Here is an 18,721-nt window from a genome sequence, read left to right as displayed (position 1 = left end):
GCAGATGCCTGCGGCTATCCACCGCACCTCTGCCAGCGTATGAGCAGTTCCGTTAGGCCAAGCGCAAGGCACGCGGCGCGTATTCTGCGGTCTTGTGTAGAAGACACCGGGAGGCTACCGATGGACGCATTCTGGCATTCGATCCTTGAGGCTTTGCACGGCGAATTCGCAGATGTTACCGACGAGCGCGAGGTTGCCCGTATCTTGATTCGCCTGTTGATGGCGGCTTTGCTGGGGGCGGTGCTGGGCTTCGAGCGCGAGAGCAAGGGCAAGGCGGCGGGGGTGCGCACGCACATGCTGGTTTCGATGGGAGCGGCGTTGTTCGTGCTGGCGCCAAGCATGGCCGGCGCCGACGAGCAGGCGTTGAGCCGGGTGATCCAGGGCATCGTCGCCGGCATAGGCTTTCTCGGGGCGGGCACGATTCTCAAGGGCAACGGCCAGGATGCCAGCCACGTCAAGGGCCTGACCACCGCCGCCGGACTGTGGATGACCGCGGCTATCGGTACCGCCGCAGGCATGGGACGCGAGGCCACGGCACTGGTGAGCACGGTGATGGCGCTGTTGGTGCTGGCCAGCATGCCGCTGCTGGTGGACAAGGTCGAGGGCGAGGTACGGGAGAAGAAGGGCGGTGAGAACGAGGAAGGCAGGAAGCACTGAGGGGAGCCGAAGCTCCCCTCATAAGCGTTGTTGCCTGCTCTTTTCTTATTATTGGAGACGGGCCTGTTGTTGTTTTTGTCGGCGGTTGTCTCTGCATTGCGGGGCCCCAACCGGGGCCAAGAGCAAACGTATTTTTTTGAGCGCTGACTTGCGTTCATCCAGCGTGATCCAACCTTGACTGCCGCTACCTTGGAGGTAGTTTTATTGTTCTGTGTCAGGCTGCGGGGGCGGACCCCCTGGAAAGCACGTCGACTCCAAAAAAATCTGCTTGCTACGCCTCTGCCGTGTTGTTCTTGTTATGTCAGAGCCGTTTACTGTTGTTTTTATTGGGTATCGCGTTTTTTGTTCTTGTTATGCCAAAAGATATAGCAGGTGGCATGCCAACTTTGTAAAGTCCTTAAAATTCAATGGTTTAATGGATTTCTCTCAAAAGGTGGCACGTGAAATTCTGTCGAATTGTTTCCCTGTTACCCGATTTTTTTCTGGAAAGCGTGTAGGCGGTAACACTCCGCCCACACCTGTGTGACACGCGTATGACTCAGCGCACGCCACGTGCCCGCGCGACCCGCGAACCGGTGGCCCGCCCCAGCACTTCGCTGATGCGCAGGCCGGCGGCGATCAGCTTGTCCAGGTCGATACCGGTCTCGATGCCCAGCCCCTGTAACAGGTACACCACGTCCTCGCTGGCGACGTTACCGGTGGCACCCTTGGCGTACGGGCAACCGCCCAGCCCGGCCACCGAGCTGTCGAACACACTGATGCCCTCCAGCAGGCCGGCATAGACGTTGGCCAGGGCCTGGCCATAGGTGTCGTGGAAGTGCCCGGCCAGTTGCTCGCGGGGTACCTGGGCCGCGACCACTTCGAACAGGCGACGGGTGTCACCGGCGGTGCCGGTGCCGATGGTGTCGCCCAGCGATACCTCGTAGCAGCCCATGTCGTGCAGGGCACGGGCCACCGGAGCGACCTGCTCGGCGCCGATACGCCCCTCGTAGGGGCAGCCGAGCACGCAGGACACATAACCGCGCACCCGCACACCCTGGCTGCGGGCGGCGTCCATGATCGGTTCAAAGCGTTTGAGGCTGTCGCTGATCGAGCAGTTGATGTTGCGCTGCGAGAAGGCTTCCGAGGCCGCCGCGAACACCGCCACTTCCTTCACCCCGGCGGCCAGGGCATCCTCGAAACCGCGCAGGTTGGGTGCCAGGGCCGCATAGGTGACCCCTTCACGCTTGCGGATACCGGCGAACACCTCGGCGGACCCGGCCATCTGCGGCACCCACTTGGGCGAGACGAAACTGCCCACTTCGATGTAGCCGAGCCCGGCGTCGCTGAGGTCGTCCACCAGTTGCACCTTGTCGGCGACGCTGATGGGCTGGGCTTCGTTCTGCAGGCCGTCGCGCGGGCCGACTTCGACCAGGCGGACATTCTTGGGCAATGACATGGCGGGTTTCCTGTGGCGGATCAACGGTGGGGGTGCGACGGGTTCAGGGTGGCGGCCAGGGCCTGCTCGCAGCGCTCCTGGGCGGTGTCCAGCTCCAGGTGCATCTGCTGGATGTCGAGCATCTGCTGTTCGAGCTGGGCGCGGCGTTCGGCGATCTTGGCCAGCATGCTGGTGAGCTGCTTCTGGTTGCCGCTGGTGGGGTCGTAGAGCTCGATCAGTTCCCGGCATTCGGCCAGCGAGAAGCCGATGCGCTTGCCCCGCAGGATCAGCTTGAGGGTGACCTTGTCGCGCGCCGAGTAGATGCGCTCCAGGCCACGGCGCTCGGGGCTGAGCAGGCCCTGTTCCTCGTAGAAGCGGATGGCGCGGGTGGTGATGTCCAGCTCGCGGGACAGGTCGGAGATGCTGTAGGTCTGGCTGCTCATGCTTGGGCTCGGGGGAGGGAATGCGAGTAACCTAATGCCAGGTTGACGTATACGTCAAGCGAACTTCCAGGGGAGTTTGGGCCCCTGTGGGAGCGGCCTTGTGTCGCGAAAGGGGCGCGTAGCGGCCCCAAACCATCAGTAGCGCTGCAAAAAGCTGGGGCCGCTTTGCAGCCCTTTCGCGCCGCTCCTACAGGGATCGCGCAAGGCTGGTGGGGCTTGTTTCAGGTATTGACCGACCTGCGGTATTCCTTGGGCGTCCGGCCATCGAGCCGCTTGAAGAACCGCGCAAAGTAGGTCGGATCGCTGAACCCCAGGCTGTCGGACAACTGGCTGATGCTCATGCGGGTATACGCCAGGTTGCGCCGTGCCTCGAGCAGCAGGCGCTGGTGGGTCACCTGCAACGCCGATTGCCCGGCCAGCGCTCGGCACAGCTGGTTCAACTGCAGGCTGGTGATGCCCAGCCGGCTGGCGAAGTCGTCCACGGCAAGGTGCTCGCGGTAATGCGCCTCGACCAGGCGCAGGTAACGCCCCAGCAGCTGCTGGTCCCGTTCGTCCTGGTTACGCGCGGGCAAGGCCTGCTGCTGGCGGTGGATCCAGACCATCAGCGCGGTCACAAGCGCCTGCAGCAGGGGGCCTCGTGCCGGCGCGCTGCCTTGATACTCCTGCTGCAGCGTGTCGATCAGCCCGTGCAGGCGCAGACGATCCTGGCCCAGCGGGTAACAGCGGGCAGCGGTCAGTACGCTCAAGGGAGCGCCGAGGCGCTGTTCCAGATCGACCACCAGGGCCGTGCCGAAGGTCAGTACGTGCCCCTGGATATCGGCGCTGAAGCGAAAACCATGCACGGTGAGCGGCGGCACCACCTGGATCGCCGCCTCGCGAATCACCCGGCGCTCGCCCTCGATCTCCACCTGGGCCTCGCCCCGCTGCACATAGAGAAGCTGGAACAGCTCGGCATGCCGATGCGGTTTGATTTCCCAATGGTGCAGGCGGCTGCGCGCCGGGATCGACTCGCAGTGCAGCAGGTCGGTGTCCGGCCAGGCGTGATGTTCGCCGTACAGCTGGAACAGCGGGATGCCGGGGAGCGGGATATGCATGAAGGACTGTCCGTTAATCGAACGAATTTTTGAAAAGTGCAGTTTTTGACACAGATATCACACGTTTCGCCCAAGGTTCGCCAGTAAAAATACAGGTGCAAACCCTAACAGCAGATGTGCGGCCACTGCCAGTACCGGCCGGCATCGTCATCGCGAGACAACAACAATGAAGACTCAGGTTGCAATCATCGGCGCCGGCCCCTCCGGCCTGCTGCTGGGCCAGCTGCTGCAGCGTGCGGGCATCGACACGCTGATCGTCGAGCGCCAGACCCCCGACTATGTGTTGGGACGCATCCGCGCCGGCGTGCTCGAGCAAGGCACGGTCGACCTGCTGCGCGAGGCCGGGGTGGCCCAGCGCATGGACCGTGAAGGGTTGGTACACGAAGGCGTTGAACTGTTGGTCAATGGCCGTCGCCAGCGCCTCGACCTGAAGGCGCTGACCGGCGGCAAGACGGTGATGGTGTACGGTCAGACCGAGGTCACCCGGGACCTGATGCAGGCACGCCAGGCCAGCGGGGCGCCGATCATCTATTGCGCGGACAATGTTCGCCCCCACGCCATCGACGGCGAGCGGCCCTACCTCACCTTCGACAAGGACGGTCGTCAGCACCGGGTCGATTGCGACTATATCGCCGGCTGCGACGGCTTCCACGGAGTGGCGCGCCAGAGCATTCCGGCCGATGTGCTGAAGGTGTACGAGCGGGTCTATCCGTTTGGCTGGCTGGGGTTGCTGGCCGACACCCCACCGGTCAACCACGAGCTGATCTATGCCCACCACGAACGCGGCTTCGTCTTGTGCAGCCAGCGCTCGCAGACCCGCAGCCGCTATTACCTGCAAGTGCCTTTGCAGGAGCGGGTGGAGGACTGGCCAGACGCGCGCTTCTGGGATGAACTCAAGGCGCGCCTGCCGGCGGAGGTGGCCGCGCAGCTGGTCACGGGGCCGGCGCTGGAGAAGAGCATCGCGCCGCTGCGCAGCCATGTGCTCGAGCCCATGCAGCATGGCCGGTTGTTCCTGGTGGGCGACGCCGCCCATATCGTCCCGCCCACCGGCGCCAAGGGGCTGAACCTGGCGGCGTCGGACGTCAACTACCTGTATCGGATCCTGGTCAAGGTGTACCGCGAGGGCCGCACCGACCTGCTGGCGCAGTACTCGCCGCTGGCCTTGCGGCGGGTGTGGAAGGGCGAGCGTTTCAGCTGGTTCATGACCCGGCTGCTGCATGATTTCGGCGCGCATCAGGACGACTGGGACCGCAAGATGCAGGAGGCCGACCGCGAGTACTACCTTGGTTCGCCGGCCGGCCTTGCCAATATTGCCGAGAACTACGTTGGGCTGCCGTTCGAGGCTGTGGAATAGAACAGTGGGGGACCGCTTTGCGGTCCAATCGCCGGCAGCGACGCCAGGTTCTACTGCTCCAAGAGCGTCACCATCTCCCGGTATCCGCGCTGGCGGGCGTGCTCCAGCGCGGTCACACCCTCCTTGTCGGTGATCCGCGGATCTGCTCCGGCCGCCAGCAGCCGGCGCACGATCTCCACATGCCGAGGGCCGCCATCGCCAAGGATCACCGCCTCAAGCAGCGCGGTCCAGTGCAGGCGGTTGAGGTGGTCGACGTCGACGCCGGCCTCGATCAGCAGCTGTACGGTCTCGACGTGACCGCGCTCGGCCGCCGGGATCAGCGTGGTGCCGCCGTAGCGGTTGGTGCTCTTGAGGTCGGCGCCATGGGCCAGGGTCAGGCGCAGGATGTCGTTGAGCCCGCGCGCGCCGGCATACAGGTAGGGGCTGTCGTTGATGTTGTCCTTGGCGTTGACGTCGGCCCCGGCCTCGATCAGCACCTTGGCCACCTCCACCTGGTTGGCATGGGTGGCCACCAGCAGCGCAGTCTGGCCCTGGTCGTTGCGGGTATCAGGCAGGGCGCCACGGTCGAGCAACTGGCGCACGGCAGGGGCGTCGCCGTGGCGGGCGGCATCGAGCAAGGGGGTATTCATGGCTGAGGTCTCGGCATGGGTGGCAAGGCTCAGGCTCAACAGCAAGGCGGCGAACGGCAGGCGCATGGTCATCGGTATCCTGATGCGACGAAGCTTGAATGTAGGGCCCTTGTGGTTGTAGCAGAAGTGAATTATCCGGATGGGATCCAGTGTATTTGCGCATGTTGCCGGCACTGGGCGCCCATGGTAGAAGTCAGCCTTGTCATTCAGAAGTCGAATACAGAGATGTCTTCCAGCGTAAAACCGAATAGGGCCTTGTTCGACCTCGACCTGCTGCGGGCCATCGTCGTGGTGGCCGATTGCGGCAGTTTCACCACTGCCGCCGTCCGCCTGCATTCCACCCAATCGACCATCAGCCAGAAGGTCCGTCGCCTGGAGGACATGGTCGGCCATCGCCTGCTGGTGCGCGGCAACCGCGATGTGTTGCCCACCGATGCCGGACAGACCTTGCTCGGTTACGCCCGGCACATGCTGGCCCTCAATGACCAGATGCTCGAAGCCCTGGCCGGGGCGATGGTCGGGGTCACCGTGCGCCTGGGGGTGCCGGAGGATTTCGTCGGCGGGCGCACCACCAACGCATTGTCCGCGTTCAGCCGGCGCCACCCGCAGGTCAAGCTGGAGGTCACCAGCGGCCTGTGCCGCGATCTCAGCCAGGCCTACGACAACGGTGAACTCGACCTGGTGCTGCTCAAGCAGCGGCGCAACAGCCGCGAGGGCGTGGCCTGCTGGCCAGAGCGATTGCAGTGGATCGACAGCGCGCGCACGCCGTCCTTCGACCTCGATCCGATTCCGTTGGTGACCTTTCCGCCACGCGGGCTGTACCGCGACGACATGATCAGCGCGATCGAAGGCATGGGCCGGCGCTGGCGCATCAGCTTTACCAGTTCCAGCCTCAGCGGGATCCAGGCGGCGGTGGCCGACGGCATGGGCATCAGCCTGCTGCCCCCGCGGGCGGCGCTCGGCGAGCACCGGGTGCTGGGTGCCGGGCAGGGGCTGCCGGAGGTGGACAGCTACGAGATCGTGATCGTGCACCGGCCAACGGCGGACACGATGGTCAAGGCGCTGGCCGAGGTGCTAACCGGGTTGCTGGCGGTGCAGGCGATCTGACACCGCCAGCGAAACGATCAGTCCCCGCAGCAGTGTGGCTTGCCTTGGGCCCCGTCATAGCGATCATGATGCCGCACCCAATCCATCGTCCCTTCCTCGTTGCGCCCCAGCGGGGCCAGGTCGAGGAAGTTGTAGGCATTGACCAGGATGTCCAGCCCCCGGGCATAGGTGGAGTAGGTGTGGTACAGGCTGCCGTCGGCATCCCGGTAGAACGCGCTCAGCCCGGGCAACTCCGTCTCGTCGCCGGCATAGGGCTCGTAGTTGTACTGGGCGCTGCCATCGGTGGCGACAGTGACCCCGAAGTCCTGGTTGAAGGCGCTGCCGTGCGAGGAGTACCAGGGGAACTGCCAGCCCATGCGCTGGCGGAACGCCTGGAATTCGCCATAGGGTGCCCGTGACACCGCCACCAGCGACACGTCATGGTGGGCCAGGTGCAGGTTGGCGCCGTCGAAATGATCGGCGAGGAAAGAGCAGCCCGGGCAGCCTTCGCTCCAGCCCTCGGCGAACATGAAGTGATAGACCAGCAGTTGGCTGCGCCCGGCGAACAGCTCGGCCAGGCTCAGCTCACCGTGTGGGCCCTGGAAACGATAGTCCTGCTCCACCTGCACCCAGGGCAAGGCGCGACGGGCTGCGGCAAGTTCATCGCGTTGATGGGTAAAGGCTTTCTCGTGCAGCCAGAGTTGCCGGCGGCCGGCGAGCCATTGGCTGCGCGTGACCACGGCATGCTTGGGGGTGGAATGGCTCATGGGCGTGACTCCACGCTGGGGGTTCACCGAGTGGTCGAATGGCAGCGCGGACATTCGACGCTGGATTTTCCGTTGCCGACCAATGGTTGCTCCGCCCCCTCGATGCAGTCTCCCTGATGAACCTTTCATGACAAAACGTCGGTAGCAAAGCGCCACCCCCGTCAAAGCCATGGATACCGGCAAGGCATCTGGCCATCGGGCCGGTCGAGCCTTGGGGAACGGCCTGGGAGCGGGGCGATGGGGACTATGGAACGCTACACGAAAGTGGGGATGCAGGAGCTCGACCAGCGCCTGGCGAAGATCGTCGAGGCGGCGCGCAAGCAGCCGGTCTCGGTCTATCGCTACGGCGCGCCGTGGGTATGGATCGTCTCCCAGGAAGACTGGCAGGGCGCCCTGCGCGAGGTGGCCAGCTGCGTGCCGCCCGGGCATTCGCTGGCGCTGCTCAAGCCGCGTATCGAAGCCTTGCTGGATGAGCACCAGGCCGCGCTGGCGCTGCTGGCCGAGCAGCAGGGCATGATCATCGCCCCGCACACACTGATGCACGTGCTGCTGCTGCAGTTGCTGTATTCGGTGCCCAGCGAGAAGCAGCTCTACGAGCAGCTCAACTACAACCTGCTGTTCCGCTGGTTCGCCGGCCTGGAACTGAAATCGCGGGTGTGGAACTTCAGCCTGTTCAGTCATGACCTCGGCGTGCTGCTGGGCAGCGCCATGGCCGTGTCGCTGCTGCAGCGCATGGTCGACGAGGTGCTCGGCGCGAGCCTGCAGGCCATGCCCGAGTTCAGCCTCAACCTGGCCTTGCTGCACAGCTGGCTGGCACGTCACCAAGGTCAGGCCGCGCCTGACGCAAACCACTAGAAACCCAACGAATTCCTGGCGCTCAAGGGGGCGGTGTGGAGCATTTTTTCTTCAAGCGATGCGCCATGGGCGCAGGGCTGCTGTCGTGTCTGCTGGCGGTCGAGGTGGTCGCGGACGAGGCGCAGCGCCGGGTCGAGATCAATGAATATGTGGTGCGCGGCAATACGGTGCTCGACGCCCGGGCCATCGAAGAGGCGGTCTATCCCTACCTGGGGCCGGACAAGACCCTGGCCGACCTCGAAGGCGCCCGCGAGGCCCTGCAGAAAAGCTACCAGGCCCGTGGCTACCAGTCGGTGTTCGTCGAGCTGCCCGAGCAGAAGGTCGAGGGTGGCGTGGTCTACCTGCAGGTGAGCGAAACCAAGGTCGGGCGGGTGCGGGTGGTGGGCGCCAAGCATTACTCGCCGCTGGAGATTCGTGAACAGGTTCCGGCGCTGGAGGAGGGCAAGGTGCCCGACTTCGCCCAGGTGCAGGACGAACTGGCCACGCTCAACCGCACCCCGGGCCGCCAGGTCATGCCGCTGGTGCGCGAGGGCCAGCGGCCGGGCACCATGGATGTCGACCTGCAGGTCGAGGACAAGCAGCCCTGGCACCTGAGCCTGGGCCTGAACAACGATCACAGCGCCGACACCGAAAAGCTGCGCAGCGTCGTCAGCCTGGGCTACAACAACCTCTGGCAGGCCGGCCACAGCGTCTCGCTGACCTGGTTCACCGCGCCCCAGGACCGTGACAATGCCGAAGTCTGGTCCGGCTCCTACGCCGCACCCCTGAACGAGCGCTGGACCGTGCAGTTCTCCGGCTACCACTCCGACAGCAACGTCGCCACGGTGGGCGGCACCAACGTCCTGGGCAAGGGCCATTCCTACGGTGTTTCGGCAATCTACAACCTGCCGGGCGTCGGCGCCTGGGCCAACGCCCTGTCGATCGGCGTGGACTTCAAGGACTTCGACGAGCAGGTCGGCCTGGGCGCCAGCAGCGACAAGGTACCACTCAAGTACGCCCCCATCACCCTGGGCTATACCGGCTACCGCTTCACCGAGCAGGACCAGCTGAGCCTGGGCCTGAGCCTGGTGGCCGGCACCCGCAGCCTGCTGGGCTACGGCAGCGACGACGCCGAGTTCGACTACAAGCGCTACCGCGCCGATTCCAGCTTCGCCGCGCTCAAGGGCGACGGCAGCTACACCTTCGACTTCGCAGGCTCCTGGCAGAGCGCCTCGAAGCTGGCCTTCCAGCTGGCCTCGGGGCCGCTGGTGTCGAACGAGCAGTTCGCCGCGGGCGGTGCCACTTCGGTGCGCGGTTACCTGGCCGCCGAGCGTACCGGGGACGACGGCCTGCTGTTCTCCCAGGAGCTGCGCACCCCATCCATCGGCCGCTATGTCGGCAGCTACATCAGCGACTGGCGCTTCTATCTGTTCGCCGAAGGCGCCCAGCTGCGCCTGCAGGACGCGCTGCCCGAGCAGGACGACCGCTACAGCCTGGCCAGTGCTGGCATCGGCACCCGCGCCACGCTCAACGACTGGCTGTCCGGCAGCGTCGACTGGGCCGTGCCGCTCAAGGACGGCCCCAATACCGACAAGAACGCTTCCCGTGTGCACTTCAGTGTGCAGGCGACCTTCTGACTCACTGACCGGCATCGACCTGGAGACCTCTCATGCAACGCCTGATATTGACCTTGCTGCTGTGCCTGGGCTTCGCCCTGCCGGGCAGCGCCAGTGCCTGGTGGCAGGACGACTGGATGTACCGCAAGCAGATCGCCGTGGACGCCACGCCCCAGGGCGCCGGCCTGACCCAGGCGCTGGGCCGCACCGCGCTGCTGGTGCGCCTGCATACCGGCAACTTCAGCTTCGACGGCGTCAGCGAGACCGGTGCCGACATCCGCTTCGTCAGCGCCGATGACAAGACCGTGCTCAATCACCATGTCGAGCAGTTCGATCCGCTGATGGGCATGGCGCTGATCTGGGTGGATGTGCCACGCATAGAAGCGGGCCAGCGCCAGGAGCTGTGGATGTACTACGGCAACCCTAAAGCCCAGGCGCCTGCTGGCCAGCCCAGCTTCGACGCCGACTACACCGCGCTCTACCACTTCGACGGTGCCACCGCCCGCGACGCCAGCCCCTATGGCAATCAGCTGCAAGGGCCGACGGTGAGCGTCGACGGCGTCATCGGCCGGGCCATCCAGCTCGGTGGCCAGGGCCTGCAACTGCCGGCCAGCGCCTCGCTGCAACTGCCGGCGGGTGCGGCGTTCACCTTCAGCACCTGGCTGCGCCAGGACCAGGCGGTGGGCGAACAACTGCTGCTGGCCCGTCGCGAGGCTGGCCACAGTCTGTTGCTGGGCCTGGCCCAGGGCGTGCCTTTCGTCGAGGTCGACGGCCAGCGCGCCAGCGCCAGCCAGGCCGTGAGTGCCGGTCAGTGGCAACACCTGGCACTGGTGGGCGAGGGCGGCAACCTGAGCCTGTTGCTCGAAGGCCAGCCGGTGGCCCGCCTGGCCGCCAGTCTGGCGGCCTTCAACGGTGCCGTCGGCATCGGTGGTGAACTGCTGCCGCCCGAAGGCGAGGTGACCAGCCAGTTCGCGCCTTTTGTCGGCGCCCTGGACGAACTGCGCCTGTCCCGTGTGGCCCGCAGCCAGGCCGGCCTGCAGGCCGACGTGCTGGCCCAGGGCGCCGAGTCGCGCCTGGTGGTGTACGGCGTCGACGAGGAACAGTCGGGCTTCGGCTTCGGCGGCCTGGGCTTCCTGCTCAAGGCGGTGCCGGTGGACGCCTGGGTGATCATCGCCATCCTGGTGCTGATGATGGTGCAGTCGTGGGTGATCATGCTGCGCAAGCAGCGCACCCTCAGTCGCGTCACCGCCGCCAACACCCGCTTTCGCGAGCGCTTCGCCACGGTCGGCACGCGCCTGGAGCAGTTCGCCGACGATCAGGACCTGCATGGGCGGCTGACCGACTCCTCGCTGTGGCGCCTGTACCTGGTGGCCGTGCAGGAACTTCGCACCCGCCGCGCCCAGGGCGCCGACACCCGCGAAGTGTCCGCGGCCACCATCGAGGCCATCCGCTGCTCCATGGACGGCGTGCGCACCCGCGAGAACCAGGCGTTGTCATCGAAGTTGTCGACACTGTCCAACGCCATTGCCGGCGGCCCCTACATCGGCCTGCTGGGCACGGTGCTGGGGATCATGGTGGTGTTCCTCGGCACCGCCATGGCCGGCGACGTCAACATCAATGCCATCGCCCCGGGCATGGCCGCGGCGCTGCTGGCCACCGCCATGGGCCTGTTCGTCGCCATCCCCGCGCTGTTCGGCTACAACCGCCTGACCACGCGCAACCGCGAGGTCAGCGCCGACATGCGGGTATTCGTCGACGAGTTCATCACCCGCCTGGCCGAGCTGCACGGCGAGGGCCAGGCCGGTGAAGCGGCGCAGCGCCCGACCGGGCGCAGCGTCAACCCGTCGGTTCCGGCGTGAGGGCACAGCCATGGCATCCGTGAACAACGCCCATGACGACGACACCGACGCCGCGGTCGACAGCATCAACATCACCCCGCTGGTGGACGTGCTGATGGTGGTACTGGTGATGTTCATCCTCACCGCCACTGCGCAGGTCTCCGGGATCCAGGTGCAGCTGCCCAAGGCCAGCGCCACGGTGTCGCTGGCCCAGCCCAAGACCAAGGCGATCTCGATCAACGACGCCGGCCAGGTGTTTCTCGACGCCTACCCGGTGACGCTGCAGGAGCTGGAGGACCGCCTGCGCAGCGAGAAGGCGCGCAACCCCGACTTCCCGCTGATCGTGCGCGGCGACGCGGGCGTGCAGTACCAGAAGGTGGTCGAGGTGCTCGACCTGCTGCGCCGTCTCGAACTGGCCCAGGTCGGGCTGGTCACCGGCAAGCCGAACCAGGGGTGAGGGCAGGCATGGAACGTACAGCCAACCCCCGCCGCCTGCTGACCTGGGCCGTGCTCGCCGTTGCTGGCGCTGGCCTGGCCTGGCTGCTGTGGCAGTGGGCCAACGACATGGCCGGGGTGCGCCGCGAAGCGCCCAAGGTGCCGGCGATCATCCCGCTGCCGCCACCGCCGCCGCCGCCACCGCCGCCGCCGCCACCGCCCGAGCCGCCCAGGGAGCCCGAGCCGCCGGTCGAGGAGAAGATCGTCGAGCCGCAGCCGGTGCCCGAGGCCGAAGAGGTCAAGCCCGCCGAGGAGGCGCCCGATCCGGCCCAGGACCTGGCCGAGCCGATGCAGATGGACGGCGACGCGCAAGCGGGCGGCGACAGCTTCAACGTCGGCGCCGGCAAGGGCGGCGGCATGGCCGGTGGCGGCGGAGGGGGGCTGGGCAGCGGCACCTACAGCCAGTACCTGGCCTACGCGTTCCAGCGCCTGCTGCGCGACAACCCCGAGCTGCGCAACCTGGTGTTCAACCTGCAGGCCGAGATCTGGCTCAGTGCCGCGGGCGAGATCACCCGTGTCGAACTGCTGCGCGGCAGCGGCGAGCCGGAGGTGGACGCCCAGGTGCTCGCCGCCCTGCGCGGCGCCCGCGCCCTCGACCAGCGCCCGCCCGCCAACCTGACCTTGCCGGTGAAGATCGCCCTGCAGGGGCGCCGGCCATGAACAACGAAGCACGACTGACCCACAGGAGCTGCAAACCCATGAAGTGCCCAGTCAACCGATTGACCCTGGCGCTCGGCCTGCTGGCCGCCGCCACCGCGGTCGGTCCGACCGTCGCCCACGCCGCGCCGTCGGAGAACGCGACCGTCAACCTGATCCGTCTGCTGGTGGAGCAGGGCGTGCTCAAGCAGGACAAGGCCGACGCGCTGATCGCCCAGGCCGAACGCGAGGCCCAGCAGGCGCGGGTCGCCGCCAGCGCCGCGCCGATTGTCGCCCAGGCCCCGGCCGCCAACGGCGAGGTGCGCGTGCAATACGTGCCGGCCATCGTCCGCCAGCAGATCCGCGACGAGATCAAGGCCGAGGTGATGAGCACCGCCAAGCAGGAAAGCTGGGCCGCGCCCAACACCTTCCCGGACTGGGCCTCGCGCATCAGCTTCGACGGCGACCTGCGCCTGCGCTACGAGTCGCGCTCGTATGCCGACGGCAACAGCAACGAGATCGTCGATTTCGCCAAGCTCAATGAAAAGGGCCCCTACGACGTCAACCCCAACAGCAGCTCAAGCCTGCCGCCATTGCTCAACACCCGCGAGGACCGCGACAGCCTCCTGCGCCTGCGGGCGCGTTTCGGCCTCAAGGCGCAGCTGGCGGAGAACTGGGTGGCTGGCATCCGCGTCGCCACCGGCTCCAACAACAACCCGGTCTCGACCACCCAGAACCTCGGTGGCGGCTTCGGCAAGAAGGACATCTGGCTCGACCAGGGCTACGTCACCTGGACGCCGAGCGAGCGCCTGACGCTGACCGGCGGGCGGATCGCCAACCCGTTCATGTCCACCGACATCCTGTATTCCCACGACCTCAACTTCGATGGCGTGGCGGCGCTGTTCGACCAGCCGCTGGGCCATGATCTCAGCCTGTTCGGCACTGTCGGCGCATTCCCTGTGCAATACAGCGACGACAGCGCCACCAGCAACGGCCTGGACAAGGAAGATAGCGACAACAAGTGGCTGTACGGCGCGCAGTTGGGCGCGAAATGGGCGCTCAACGATAGCAATCGACTCAAGGGCGCGATGGCCTATTACCGCTTCGACGATATCGCCGGCGAGCGCTCCAGCCCATGCGCCCCGTGGGATGGCCAGCCGGGCTGTGACAGCGACGAATCCCGGCCGACCTTCATGCAGAAGGGCAACACCGTGTTCCTGCTCCGCGACATCACGCCGAATCCGGCCAACCCGGCGGCCACGCCGCAGCCGCAATTCGTCGGCATTGCCTCGGAGTTCGAGCTGCTCGATTTGAACCTGGTGTGGGACGCCGACCTGCCCCATGACTTCAAGCTGCGCAGCCAGGCCAACTACATCCACAACCTGGCCTACGACGAGGGCGACATGCGCAAGCGTTCGGCGGGACAACTGGCCAACAACGTCGACGAGAACGGCAACCTCAAGAGCGGCGGCGATGCCTGGATGCTCCAGTTCACCCTGGGCAACGCCCTGGACATGCGCAAGGCCGGCGACTGGAACCTGTTCGCCGGCTACAAGCGCATCGAGCCCGACGCGCTGCCGGACGGCTTCAACGATTCGAGCTTCCACCTCGGCGGCACCAACGCCAAGGGTTATTTCCTCGGTGGCAACTACGGCCTGGCCGACAACGTCTACGCTACAGCCCGTTGGTTGAGCAGCGAGGCGGTCTACGGCGCGCCGTTTGACATCGATGTGCTACAACTTGAAGTCAACACTCGGTTCTAGGGAAGGAGCACGGGCATGAACAAGGGAGCTTATCGCCACCGCTGCGCCTGGTTGATGCTGGCCTTGGGCGCAAGCCTGGCGGCCTCGGCGTCGGCCGAGACCCTCGAGGAACGTCTGCGCACCCAACTGCGCACCACCACGCAACAGCTGCAGGCCCTACAGAGCGAGCAAGCCCAGGCCAGCGCCGCCCGCCAGGCGGCCGAGCAGCAGCGCGACGCGGCTCAGGGCCAGGTGCGCGAACTGACCGCGCAACTGGCCAAGGCCCGCGGCCAGAGCGAGCAACTGGCTGGCCAGCAACAAGCCGTGCACAGCCAGGCCCAGGCGCTGGTGGCCAGCAGCAACGAACAACTGCACAAGTACAAGCAGGCCTATGACGAGCTGCTGGCGATGGCGCGCGCCAAGGAAAGCGAGCGCGCCACCCTGCAGGCGCAGTTGGGCGAGCGTGACGGCCAGGTGCAGCAATGCCAGGCCCGCAACCAGCAGATGTACGGGGTGGCCAAGGAGATGCTGGCCGCCTACGAGAAGGTCGATATCGCCGATGTCATGAAGATGCGCCAGCCATTCGCCGGTGGTGCCCGGGTCAAGTTCGAGGAGCTGGCCCAGGCCTATGGCGACAAGCTTTACGAAAGCCAGTTCGACGCCCCCAAGGGCGTGACCCAGTGACGTTTTCTCAACGCAAGGAAGTAAGCACATGACCGAAGTCACCCTGATCGAAACCGTTAGCGCCGACTCCCTGACCCAGTTGCTGCAGGATGCCGGCTGCCGGGTCAACCGCACCGAGCAGAACGCCGTGGTGCAACTGCTCAGCGCCAGCCAGGGCGTGGGTTATGCCGTACGTTTCGGCAACCGGGCCGCGGGCAAGGAGGGCGAGTTCCTCGACTTCACCTTCAGCTGCGCCCTGCGTATCCAGGGCGAGCTGCCGGCGGGCCTGGCCGAGCACTGGAACGCCAGCCGCCGCTTCGCCCGGCTGTCGGTGCAGGGCGAGTTCCTGGTGATGGAGCAGGATGTGGTGGTCGCCGATGGCGTCAGTCAGCAGCATTTGCTGGGCAGCCTGGTGCTGTGGGATCGGTTGCTGCAGGAACTGATCGTCTACCTGCGTGACTACAGCCGTAACGTGGCCGGCCAGCAACAAGCCCAGGCTGCCCACGACGAAGAGCGCGCCTCGTGACGGCGCGCACTTTCTGGGCCGGCGCCGGCGCGCTGGCCATTGTCGCGGTGGCGATTGCCCTGGCCTTGCGCCCTGGCGACGAGCCGGTGGCGGCGGCGCGTCCAGCGTCGCCAGCCGCGCTGGTGGCGGCCGACAAGGGTCCGGTATTGGCGCGTCTGGGCGAGCAGCAGGTTGGCAGTGGCGAGCTCAAGGCGCTGTTCGCCCAGTTGCCCGAGGAGGCCCGGGCCAGCCTGCGCGGCGACCGACCGGCATTGGAGGCCTGGATCCGCGCCCGCCTGGCGGAAAAGGCCCTGTACCAGCAGGCCGAGGCCCAGGGCTGGTTGCAGCGCCCGGAAATCCAGGTGCAGACCCGCGCGGCCACCGAGCAGATCGTCCTGCGCGACTACCTGAACTCGGTGAGCAAGGTGCCTGATGATTACCCCAGCGAGGCTGAGCTCAAGCAGGCCTACGAGGCGGGCAAGGCCGGGTTGCAACTGCCGGTGCGCTACCGCCTGAGCCAGATCTTCCTGCGGGTGGAAAATCCCAGGGACGACGAGGCCGTGCGCAAGCAGGCCCAGGCGCTGGCCAAGCAGGCCCAGGCTGCGGATGCGGACTTTGCCGCGCTCGCCCGTGAACACTCCCAGGATGCCGGCACGGCCTCCGCCGGCGGCGACACCGGACTGCAGGCCCTGGCGCAATTGCTGCCCGAGGTACGCGGGGTGGTGCCCAAGCTGAAGGTGGGCACGGTCAGCGACCCGGTGCAGAGTGTGGCGGGCTACCACATCATCAAGCTGGTCGAGCAGCAGCCCGCCAGGGCGGCGACCTTCGAGGAGGTGGCGCCACGTTTGCGCGAGTTGCTGCGCGCCCAGCGCCAGGAGCAGGTGGCCAAGGCCTATGTCGAGGGGATGTTCGACACGGCCACCCTGAGCATCGATGGCGCGGCGCTGAACCAGGTCCTGGAAAGCAGCAGCCGCTAGGCGCCAACAACCATGGAAGAACCGGGCCTGCCCAGGCGGGCCCGTGGGAGGCGAGGGATGCCGATCGATCTGTCCCCGGGGCGAGCCCTGGATACCGCCATGCCTGTCGTTCGTCCCCAGGTGCCGTTGGCCCTGGACGAACAGACCCTGAACTGTTTCCTGGTCACCGCGCGCTGCGGCTGTTTCATGCAGGCGGCGCGGCGGCTCAATCTCAAACCGGTGGCCCTGCGCAAACGCCTGGCGGCGCTGGAGGCGCGGCTGGGCTACAGCCTGTTCGTCAACCGCAACAACAACCCGGTGCTCAGCCAGCAGGGTGAACGCCTGCTGCTGATACTCCAGGCGCGCGAGCCGGTGGTGCCGCTGCCGCGAGAGCAAAGCGCGAGCGTGCGCTTGGCCGTGGCCGAGCCGCTGCTGCAGGACCTGCTGGGTCGCAACCTGATCAACTTCGTGCGCCAGCATGCCGGCATGCGTCTGGAGGTGGCCACCCTTGACGGTCGCCAGGCGCCCGAGCAGGTTGCCGATGTCGCCCTTTGGCTGGGCGATAGCAGCCACGGCGCCCGTGCTGGCAGTTTTGCCGGTGCCGCCCCCGAGGCCCTGGCCACCCTCGAGTACCTGCCGCATATCGCCAAGCGCTATGCCCGCGAGGCCAACCGGCCGACCAGCCTGGCGGACCTGCAGGACTACATGCTGGTGCAATGGCAGGGCGAAGCTGGCGTGCAGGCGCTGATGCCCTGGCAGGCGCTGTTGCGGACCCGTACAGCCGGTGTGACGCAGATCCAGGACTACGAGATGTACTGCCAGCTGATCAAGTGCAGCGCCAGCGTCGGCTTGCTGCCGCATTATGCGACGCACCTGGATCGTGGGCTGCTGGCTTTGCCGGGCCTGTTCCGCGAACCGATGCGGCGGCGGGTGTGGCTGGCGGTCAACGGCCAGACCGAGGCCGACCCGCTGGTCCAGGTGATGGTGGGGGCGATCCGGGCTGCCTTCGACGAACGGCGCGAGTGGTTCTGCAGCCCGTAGCTGCCGAACTCATCCTGCCTTGCGCAGGGTGAGGTTGATTCGTCGCTCGCCCATGCGTGGGTGCACGCCTGGCTTGATCGGCATTACGCCATGAAAGCGCAGGCGGTCTTCGCCGCCCCACACCAGCACGTCACCGTGATTCAGCGGGATGCGCTGGGGACGGTCCGAGCGCTGCAGGCCGCCGAACAGGAATACCGCTGGCAGACCCAGTGAGATCGAGACGATCGGTTGTCCGTAGTCTTGTTCGTCGCGGTCCTGGTGCAGGCTCAGACGGGTGCCGGGCAGGTAATGGTTGACCAGGCAGGCGTCCGGTATGAAGCCTTCGAAGCCTGCCAGTGCGGCGGCTCGGGTGGCCAGGTCGATGAGTACCTGGGGCAGGGCGGGCCAGGGTTTTGCGCTGACAGGGTCAATGGGGGTATAGCGGTAGCCGTTTTCGTCGCTGATCCAGCCCAGTGAGCCGCAGTTGGTCAGGGCCACGGCCATGCGCAGGCCACCGGGGGTTTGCATATGGCGAAATGGTGCTGCGCGGAGCACGGGGCGCAGGGCGTCCAGCAGGGGCTCGAGGTCGGGCAGGGCGAAGCCGGGCAGCAGCGTTGTCTGGAGGGCCAGGCGCTGGGGGTGGGGGGCGAAGAGGTCGAGGTTGGACTGGATCATGGTTGGCTTGGGGGAGGCCTGGGGGGGATATTGTAGCTCGCGCTGGTGGGTGTGGGGGGCTCGGATGGGTTTGAGTGTTTTAACTCTGGTGGCGTATTGTGTTTAAAGGTTTGTGGGTTGTTGATGTTGATGTTGATGTTGATGTTGATGTTGATGTTGATGTTAGGTGGTTTTGAAAGTTGTATGCGCATTCATTTGCGATGTCGACGCTTATTCACCTTTCCGCCCTTACGGCGGGTTACTTTGGTCTTGGCCAAAGTAACCAAAGCCGCTGCGCTCCATTCATCCGGCCCC

General features: G+C 66.2%; 19 protein-coding genes. 13 read left to right on the top strand and 6 right to left on the bottom strand.

Annotation, left to right across the window (positions count from 1 at the left end; genetic code table 11):
* Positions 1-120: 120 nt before the first annotated feature.
* On the top strand, positions 121-657 hold the full coding sequence (locus ACVWZ5_RS24570) for an MgtC/SapB family protein (protein ID WP_062573909.1): 537 nt from the start codon (positions 121-123) through the stop codon (positions 655-657).
* Positions 658-1,195: 538 nt separating this feature from the next.
* Here the strand turns inward: ACVWZ5_RS24570 and ACVWZ5_RS24565 are convergent.
* The 3 genes from ACVWZ5_RS24565 to ACVWZ5_RS24555 form a co-directional block, all read right to left on the bottom strand.
* A complete protein-coding gene (locus ACVWZ5_RS24565; protein WP_457340920.1) occupies positions 1,196-2,095 on the bottom strand; it encodes a hydroxymethylglutaryl-CoA lyase in 900 nt (299 codons plus the stop codon).
* Positions 2,096-2,115: 20 nt separating this feature from the next.
* Positions 2,116-2,517 (bottom strand): MerR family transcriptional regulator, encoded by a 402-nt coding sequence (locus tag ACVWZ5_RS24560; RefSeq protein ID WP_028692177.1) that lies wholly within the window; start codon positions 2,515-2,517, stop codon positions 2,116-2,118.
* Positions 2,518-2,738: 221 nt separating this feature from the next.
* Positions 2,739-3,611 carry a helix-turn-helix domain-containing protein gene (locus ACVWZ5_RS24555; RefSeq protein ID WP_186600366.1) on the bottom strand — a complete coding sequence of 291 codons (873 nt, stop codon included), beginning with the start codon at positions 3,609-3,611 and terminating at the stop codon, positions 2,739-2,741.
* Positions 3,612-3,777: 166 nt separating this feature from the next.
* Between ACVWZ5_RS24555 and pobA the strand changes: the two genes are divergently transcribed.
* Positions 3,778-4,965, top strand: coding sequence for a 4-hydroxybenzoate 3-monooxygenase (gene pobA, locus ACVWZ5_RS24550; RefSeq protein ID WP_062573913.1), 1,188 nt, complete (start codon positions 3,778-3,780; stop codon positions 4,963-4,965).
* A gap of 50 nt (positions 4,966-5,015) precedes the next feature.
* On the opposite strand, the gene ACVWZ5_RS24545 is transcribed toward pobA, so the two are convergent.
* A complete protein-coding gene (locus tag ACVWZ5_RS24545) occupies positions 5,016-5,660 on the bottom strand; it encodes an ankyrin repeat domain-containing protein (protein ID WP_457340922.1) in 645 nt (214 codons plus the stop codon).
* 159 nt (positions 5,661-5,819) lie between these two features.
* On the opposite strand from ACVWZ5_RS24545, the gene ACVWZ5_RS24540 reads away from it, so the two are divergent.
* On the top strand, positions 5,820-6,701 hold the full coding sequence (locus tag ACVWZ5_RS24540) for a LysR substrate-binding domain-containing protein (protein WP_062573914.1): 882 nt from the start codon (positions 5,820-5,822) through the stop codon (positions 6,699-6,701).
* A 17-nt stretch (positions 6,702-6,718) separates the two neighbouring features.
* Here ACVWZ5_RS24540 and ACVWZ5_RS24535 read toward each other — a convergent pair whose 3' ends face one another.
* Positions 6,719-7,447, bottom strand: coding sequence for a DUF899 domain-containing protein (locus ACVWZ5_RS24535; RefSeq protein WP_457340919.1), 729 nt, complete (start codon positions 7,445-7,447; stop codon positions 6,719-6,721).
* A gap of 246 nt (positions 7,448-7,693) precedes the next feature.
* Here ACVWZ5_RS24535 and ACVWZ5_RS24530 point away from each other — a divergent pair, with 246 nt between their 5' ends.
* The 10 genes from ACVWZ5_RS24530 to ACVWZ5_RS24485 all read left to right on the top strand — a co-directional run bounded on the left by ACVWZ5_RS24530 (position 7,694) and on the right by ACVWZ5_RS24485 (position 17,773).
* Complete coding sequence (locus tag ACVWZ5_RS24530) at positions 7,694-8,302, top strand: transposase (RefSeq protein WP_028692171.1); 609 nt, start codon at positions 7,694-7,696, stop codon at positions 8,300-8,302.
* A gap of 65 nt (positions 8,303-8,367) precedes the next feature.
* Positions 8,368-9,918, top strand: coding sequence for a ShlB/FhaC/HecB family hemolysin secretion/activation protein (locus ACVWZ5_RS24525; protein ID WP_189660326.1), 1,551 nt, complete (start codon positions 8,368-8,370; stop codon positions 9,916-9,918).
* 32 nt (positions 9,919-9,950) lie between these two features.
* The gene (locus tag ACVWZ5_RS24520) at positions 9,951-11,756 is read left to right on the top strand and encodes a DUF2341 domain-containing protein (protein WP_457340918.1); all 1,806 of its coding nucleotides are present in this window, start codon (positions 9,951-9,953) and stop codon (positions 11,754-11,756) included.
* A 10-nt stretch (positions 11,757-11,766) separates the two neighbouring features.
* Positions 11,767-12,192: an ExbD/TolR family protein gene (locus ACVWZ5_RS24515; protein WP_028692168.1), complete on the top strand. Its 426-nt coding sequence runs from the start codon at positions 11,767-11,769 to the stop codon at positions 12,190-12,192.
* Positions 12,193-12,200: 8 nt separating this feature from the next.
* Positions 12,201-12,890 (top strand): energy transducer TonB family protein, encoded by a 690-nt coding sequence (locus tag ACVWZ5_RS24510; RefSeq protein ID WP_457340917.1) that lies wholly within the window; start codon positions 12,201-12,203, stop codon positions 12,888-12,890.
* A gap of 38 nt (positions 12,891-12,928) precedes the next feature.
* On the top strand, positions 12,929-14,629 hold the full coding sequence (locus ACVWZ5_RS24505) for a putative porin (protein WP_457340916.1): 1,701 nt from the start codon (positions 12,929-12,931) through the stop codon (positions 14,627-14,629).
* A 15-nt stretch (positions 14,630-14,644) separates the two neighbouring features.
* A complete protein-coding gene (locus tag ACVWZ5_RS24500; protein WP_084942971.1) occupies positions 14,645-15,292 on the top strand; it encodes a DNA repair protein in 648 nt (215 codons plus the stop codon).
* A 28-nt stretch (positions 15,293-15,320) separates the two neighbouring features.
* A complete protein-coding gene (locus ACVWZ5_RS24495) occupies positions 15,321-15,797 on the top strand; it encodes a YbjN domain-containing protein (RefSeq protein ID WP_084942967.1) in 477 nt (158 codons plus the stop codon).
* Entirely contained in the window at positions 15,794-16,753 is a 960-nt protein-coding gene (locus ACVWZ5_RS24490) for a peptidylprolyl isomerase (RefSeq protein WP_096047894.1), read from the top strand. Before ACVWZ5_RS24495 ends, ACVWZ5_RS24490 begins: the two co-directional genes overlap by 4 nt.
* 99 nt (positions 16,754-16,852) lie before the next feature.
* Positions 16,853-17,773, top strand: a complete 921-nt coding sequence (locus ACVWZ5_RS24485) for a LysR family transcriptional regulator (protein ID WP_062573922.1) — start codon at positions 16,853-16,855, stop codon at positions 17,771-17,773.
* A 9-nt stretch (positions 17,774-17,782) separates the two neighbouring features.
* Here ACVWZ5_RS24485 and alkB read toward each other — a convergent pair whose 3' ends face one another.
* Positions 17,783-18,427, bottom strand: coding sequence for a DNA oxidative demethylase AlkB (gene alkB / locus ACVWZ5_RS24480; protein ID WP_028692161.1), 645 nt, complete (start codon positions 18,425-18,427; stop codon positions 17,783-17,785).
* Between the last annotated feature and the right edge of the window lie 294 nt (positions 18,428-18,721).

It is taken from the genome of Pseudomonas sp. TE6283 (assembly GCF_054060555.1).
Note: the sequence above shows the minus strand (reverse complement) of the source record. Positions and strands in the feature narration are given on the sequence as shown.

Bases quoted from the DNA above. Each gene is read 5' to 3' on its own strand.
- ACVWZ5_RS24520 (WP_457340918.1), top strand. From the start codon at position 9,951: ATGCAACGCCTGATATTGACCTTGCTGCTGTGCCTGGGCTTCGCCCTG.
- ACVWZ5_RS24540 (WP_062573914.1), top strand. From the start codon at position 5,820: ATGTCTTCCAGCGTAAAACCGAATAGGGCCTTGTTCGACCTCGACCTG.
- ACVWZ5_RS24510 (WP_457340917.1), top strand. From the start codon at position 12,201: ATGGAACGTACAGCCAACCCCCGCCGCCTGCTGACCTGGGCCGTGCTC.
- ACVWZ5_RS24535 (WP_457340919.1), bottom strand. From the start codon at position 7,447: ATGAGCCATTCCACCCCCAAGCATGCCGTGGTCACGCGCAGCCAATGG.
- ACVWZ5_RS24565 (WP_457340920.1), bottom strand. From the start codon at position 2,095: ATGTCATTGCCCAAGAATGTCCGCCTGGTCGAAGTCGGCCCGCGCGAC.
- ACVWZ5_RS24485 (WP_062573922.1), top strand. From the start codon at position 16,853: ATGCCTGTCGTTCGTCCCCAGGTGCCGTTGGCCCTGGACGAACAGACC.
- pobA (WP_062573913.1), top strand. From the start codon at position 3,778: ATGAAGACTCAGGTTGCAATCATCGGCGCCGGCCCCTCCGGCCTGCTG.
- ACVWZ5_RS24545 (WP_457340922.1), bottom strand. From the start codon at position 5,660: ATGCGCCTGCCGTTCGCCGCCTTGCTGTTGAGCCTGAGCCTTGCCACC.
- alkB (WP_028692161.1), bottom strand. From the start codon at position 18,427: ATGATCCAGTCCAACCTCGACCTCTTCGCCCCCCACCCCCAGCGCCTG.
- ACVWZ5_RS24530 (WP_028692171.1), top strand. From the start codon at position 7,694: ATGGAACGCTACACGAAAGTGGGGATGCAGGAGCTCGACCAGCGCCTG.
- ACVWZ5_RS24555 (WP_186600366.1), bottom strand. From the start codon at position 3,611: ATGCATATCCCGCTCCCCGGCATCCCGCTGTTCCAGCTGTACGGCGAA.
- ACVWZ5_RS24500 (WP_084942971.1), top strand. From the start codon at position 14,645: ATGAACAAGGGAGCTTATCGCCACCGCTGCGCCTGGTTGATGCTGGCC.
- ACVWZ5_RS24570 (WP_062573909.1), top strand. From the start codon at position 121: ATGGACGCATTCTGGCATTCGATCCTTGAGGCTTTGCACGGCGAATTC.
- ACVWZ5_RS24525 (WP_189660326.1), top strand. From the start codon at position 8,368: ATGGGCGCAGGGCTGCTGTCGTGTCTGCTGGCGGTCGAGGTGGTCGCG.
- ACVWZ5_RS24515 (WP_028692168.1), top strand. From the start codon at position 11,767: ATGGCATCCGTGAACAACGCCCATGACGACGACACCGACGCCGCGGTC.
- ACVWZ5_RS24560 (WP_028692177.1), bottom strand. From the start codon at position 2,517: ATGAGCAGCCAGACCTACAGCATCTCCGACCTGTCCCGCGAGCTGGAC.
- ACVWZ5_RS24495 (WP_084942967.1), top strand. From the start codon at position 15,321: ATGACCGAAGTCACCCTGATCGAAACCGTTAGCGCCGACTCCCTGACC.
- ACVWZ5_RS24505 (WP_457340916.1), top strand. From the start codon at position 12,929: ATGAAGTGCCCAGTCAACCGATTGACCCTGGCGCTCGGCCTGCTGGCC.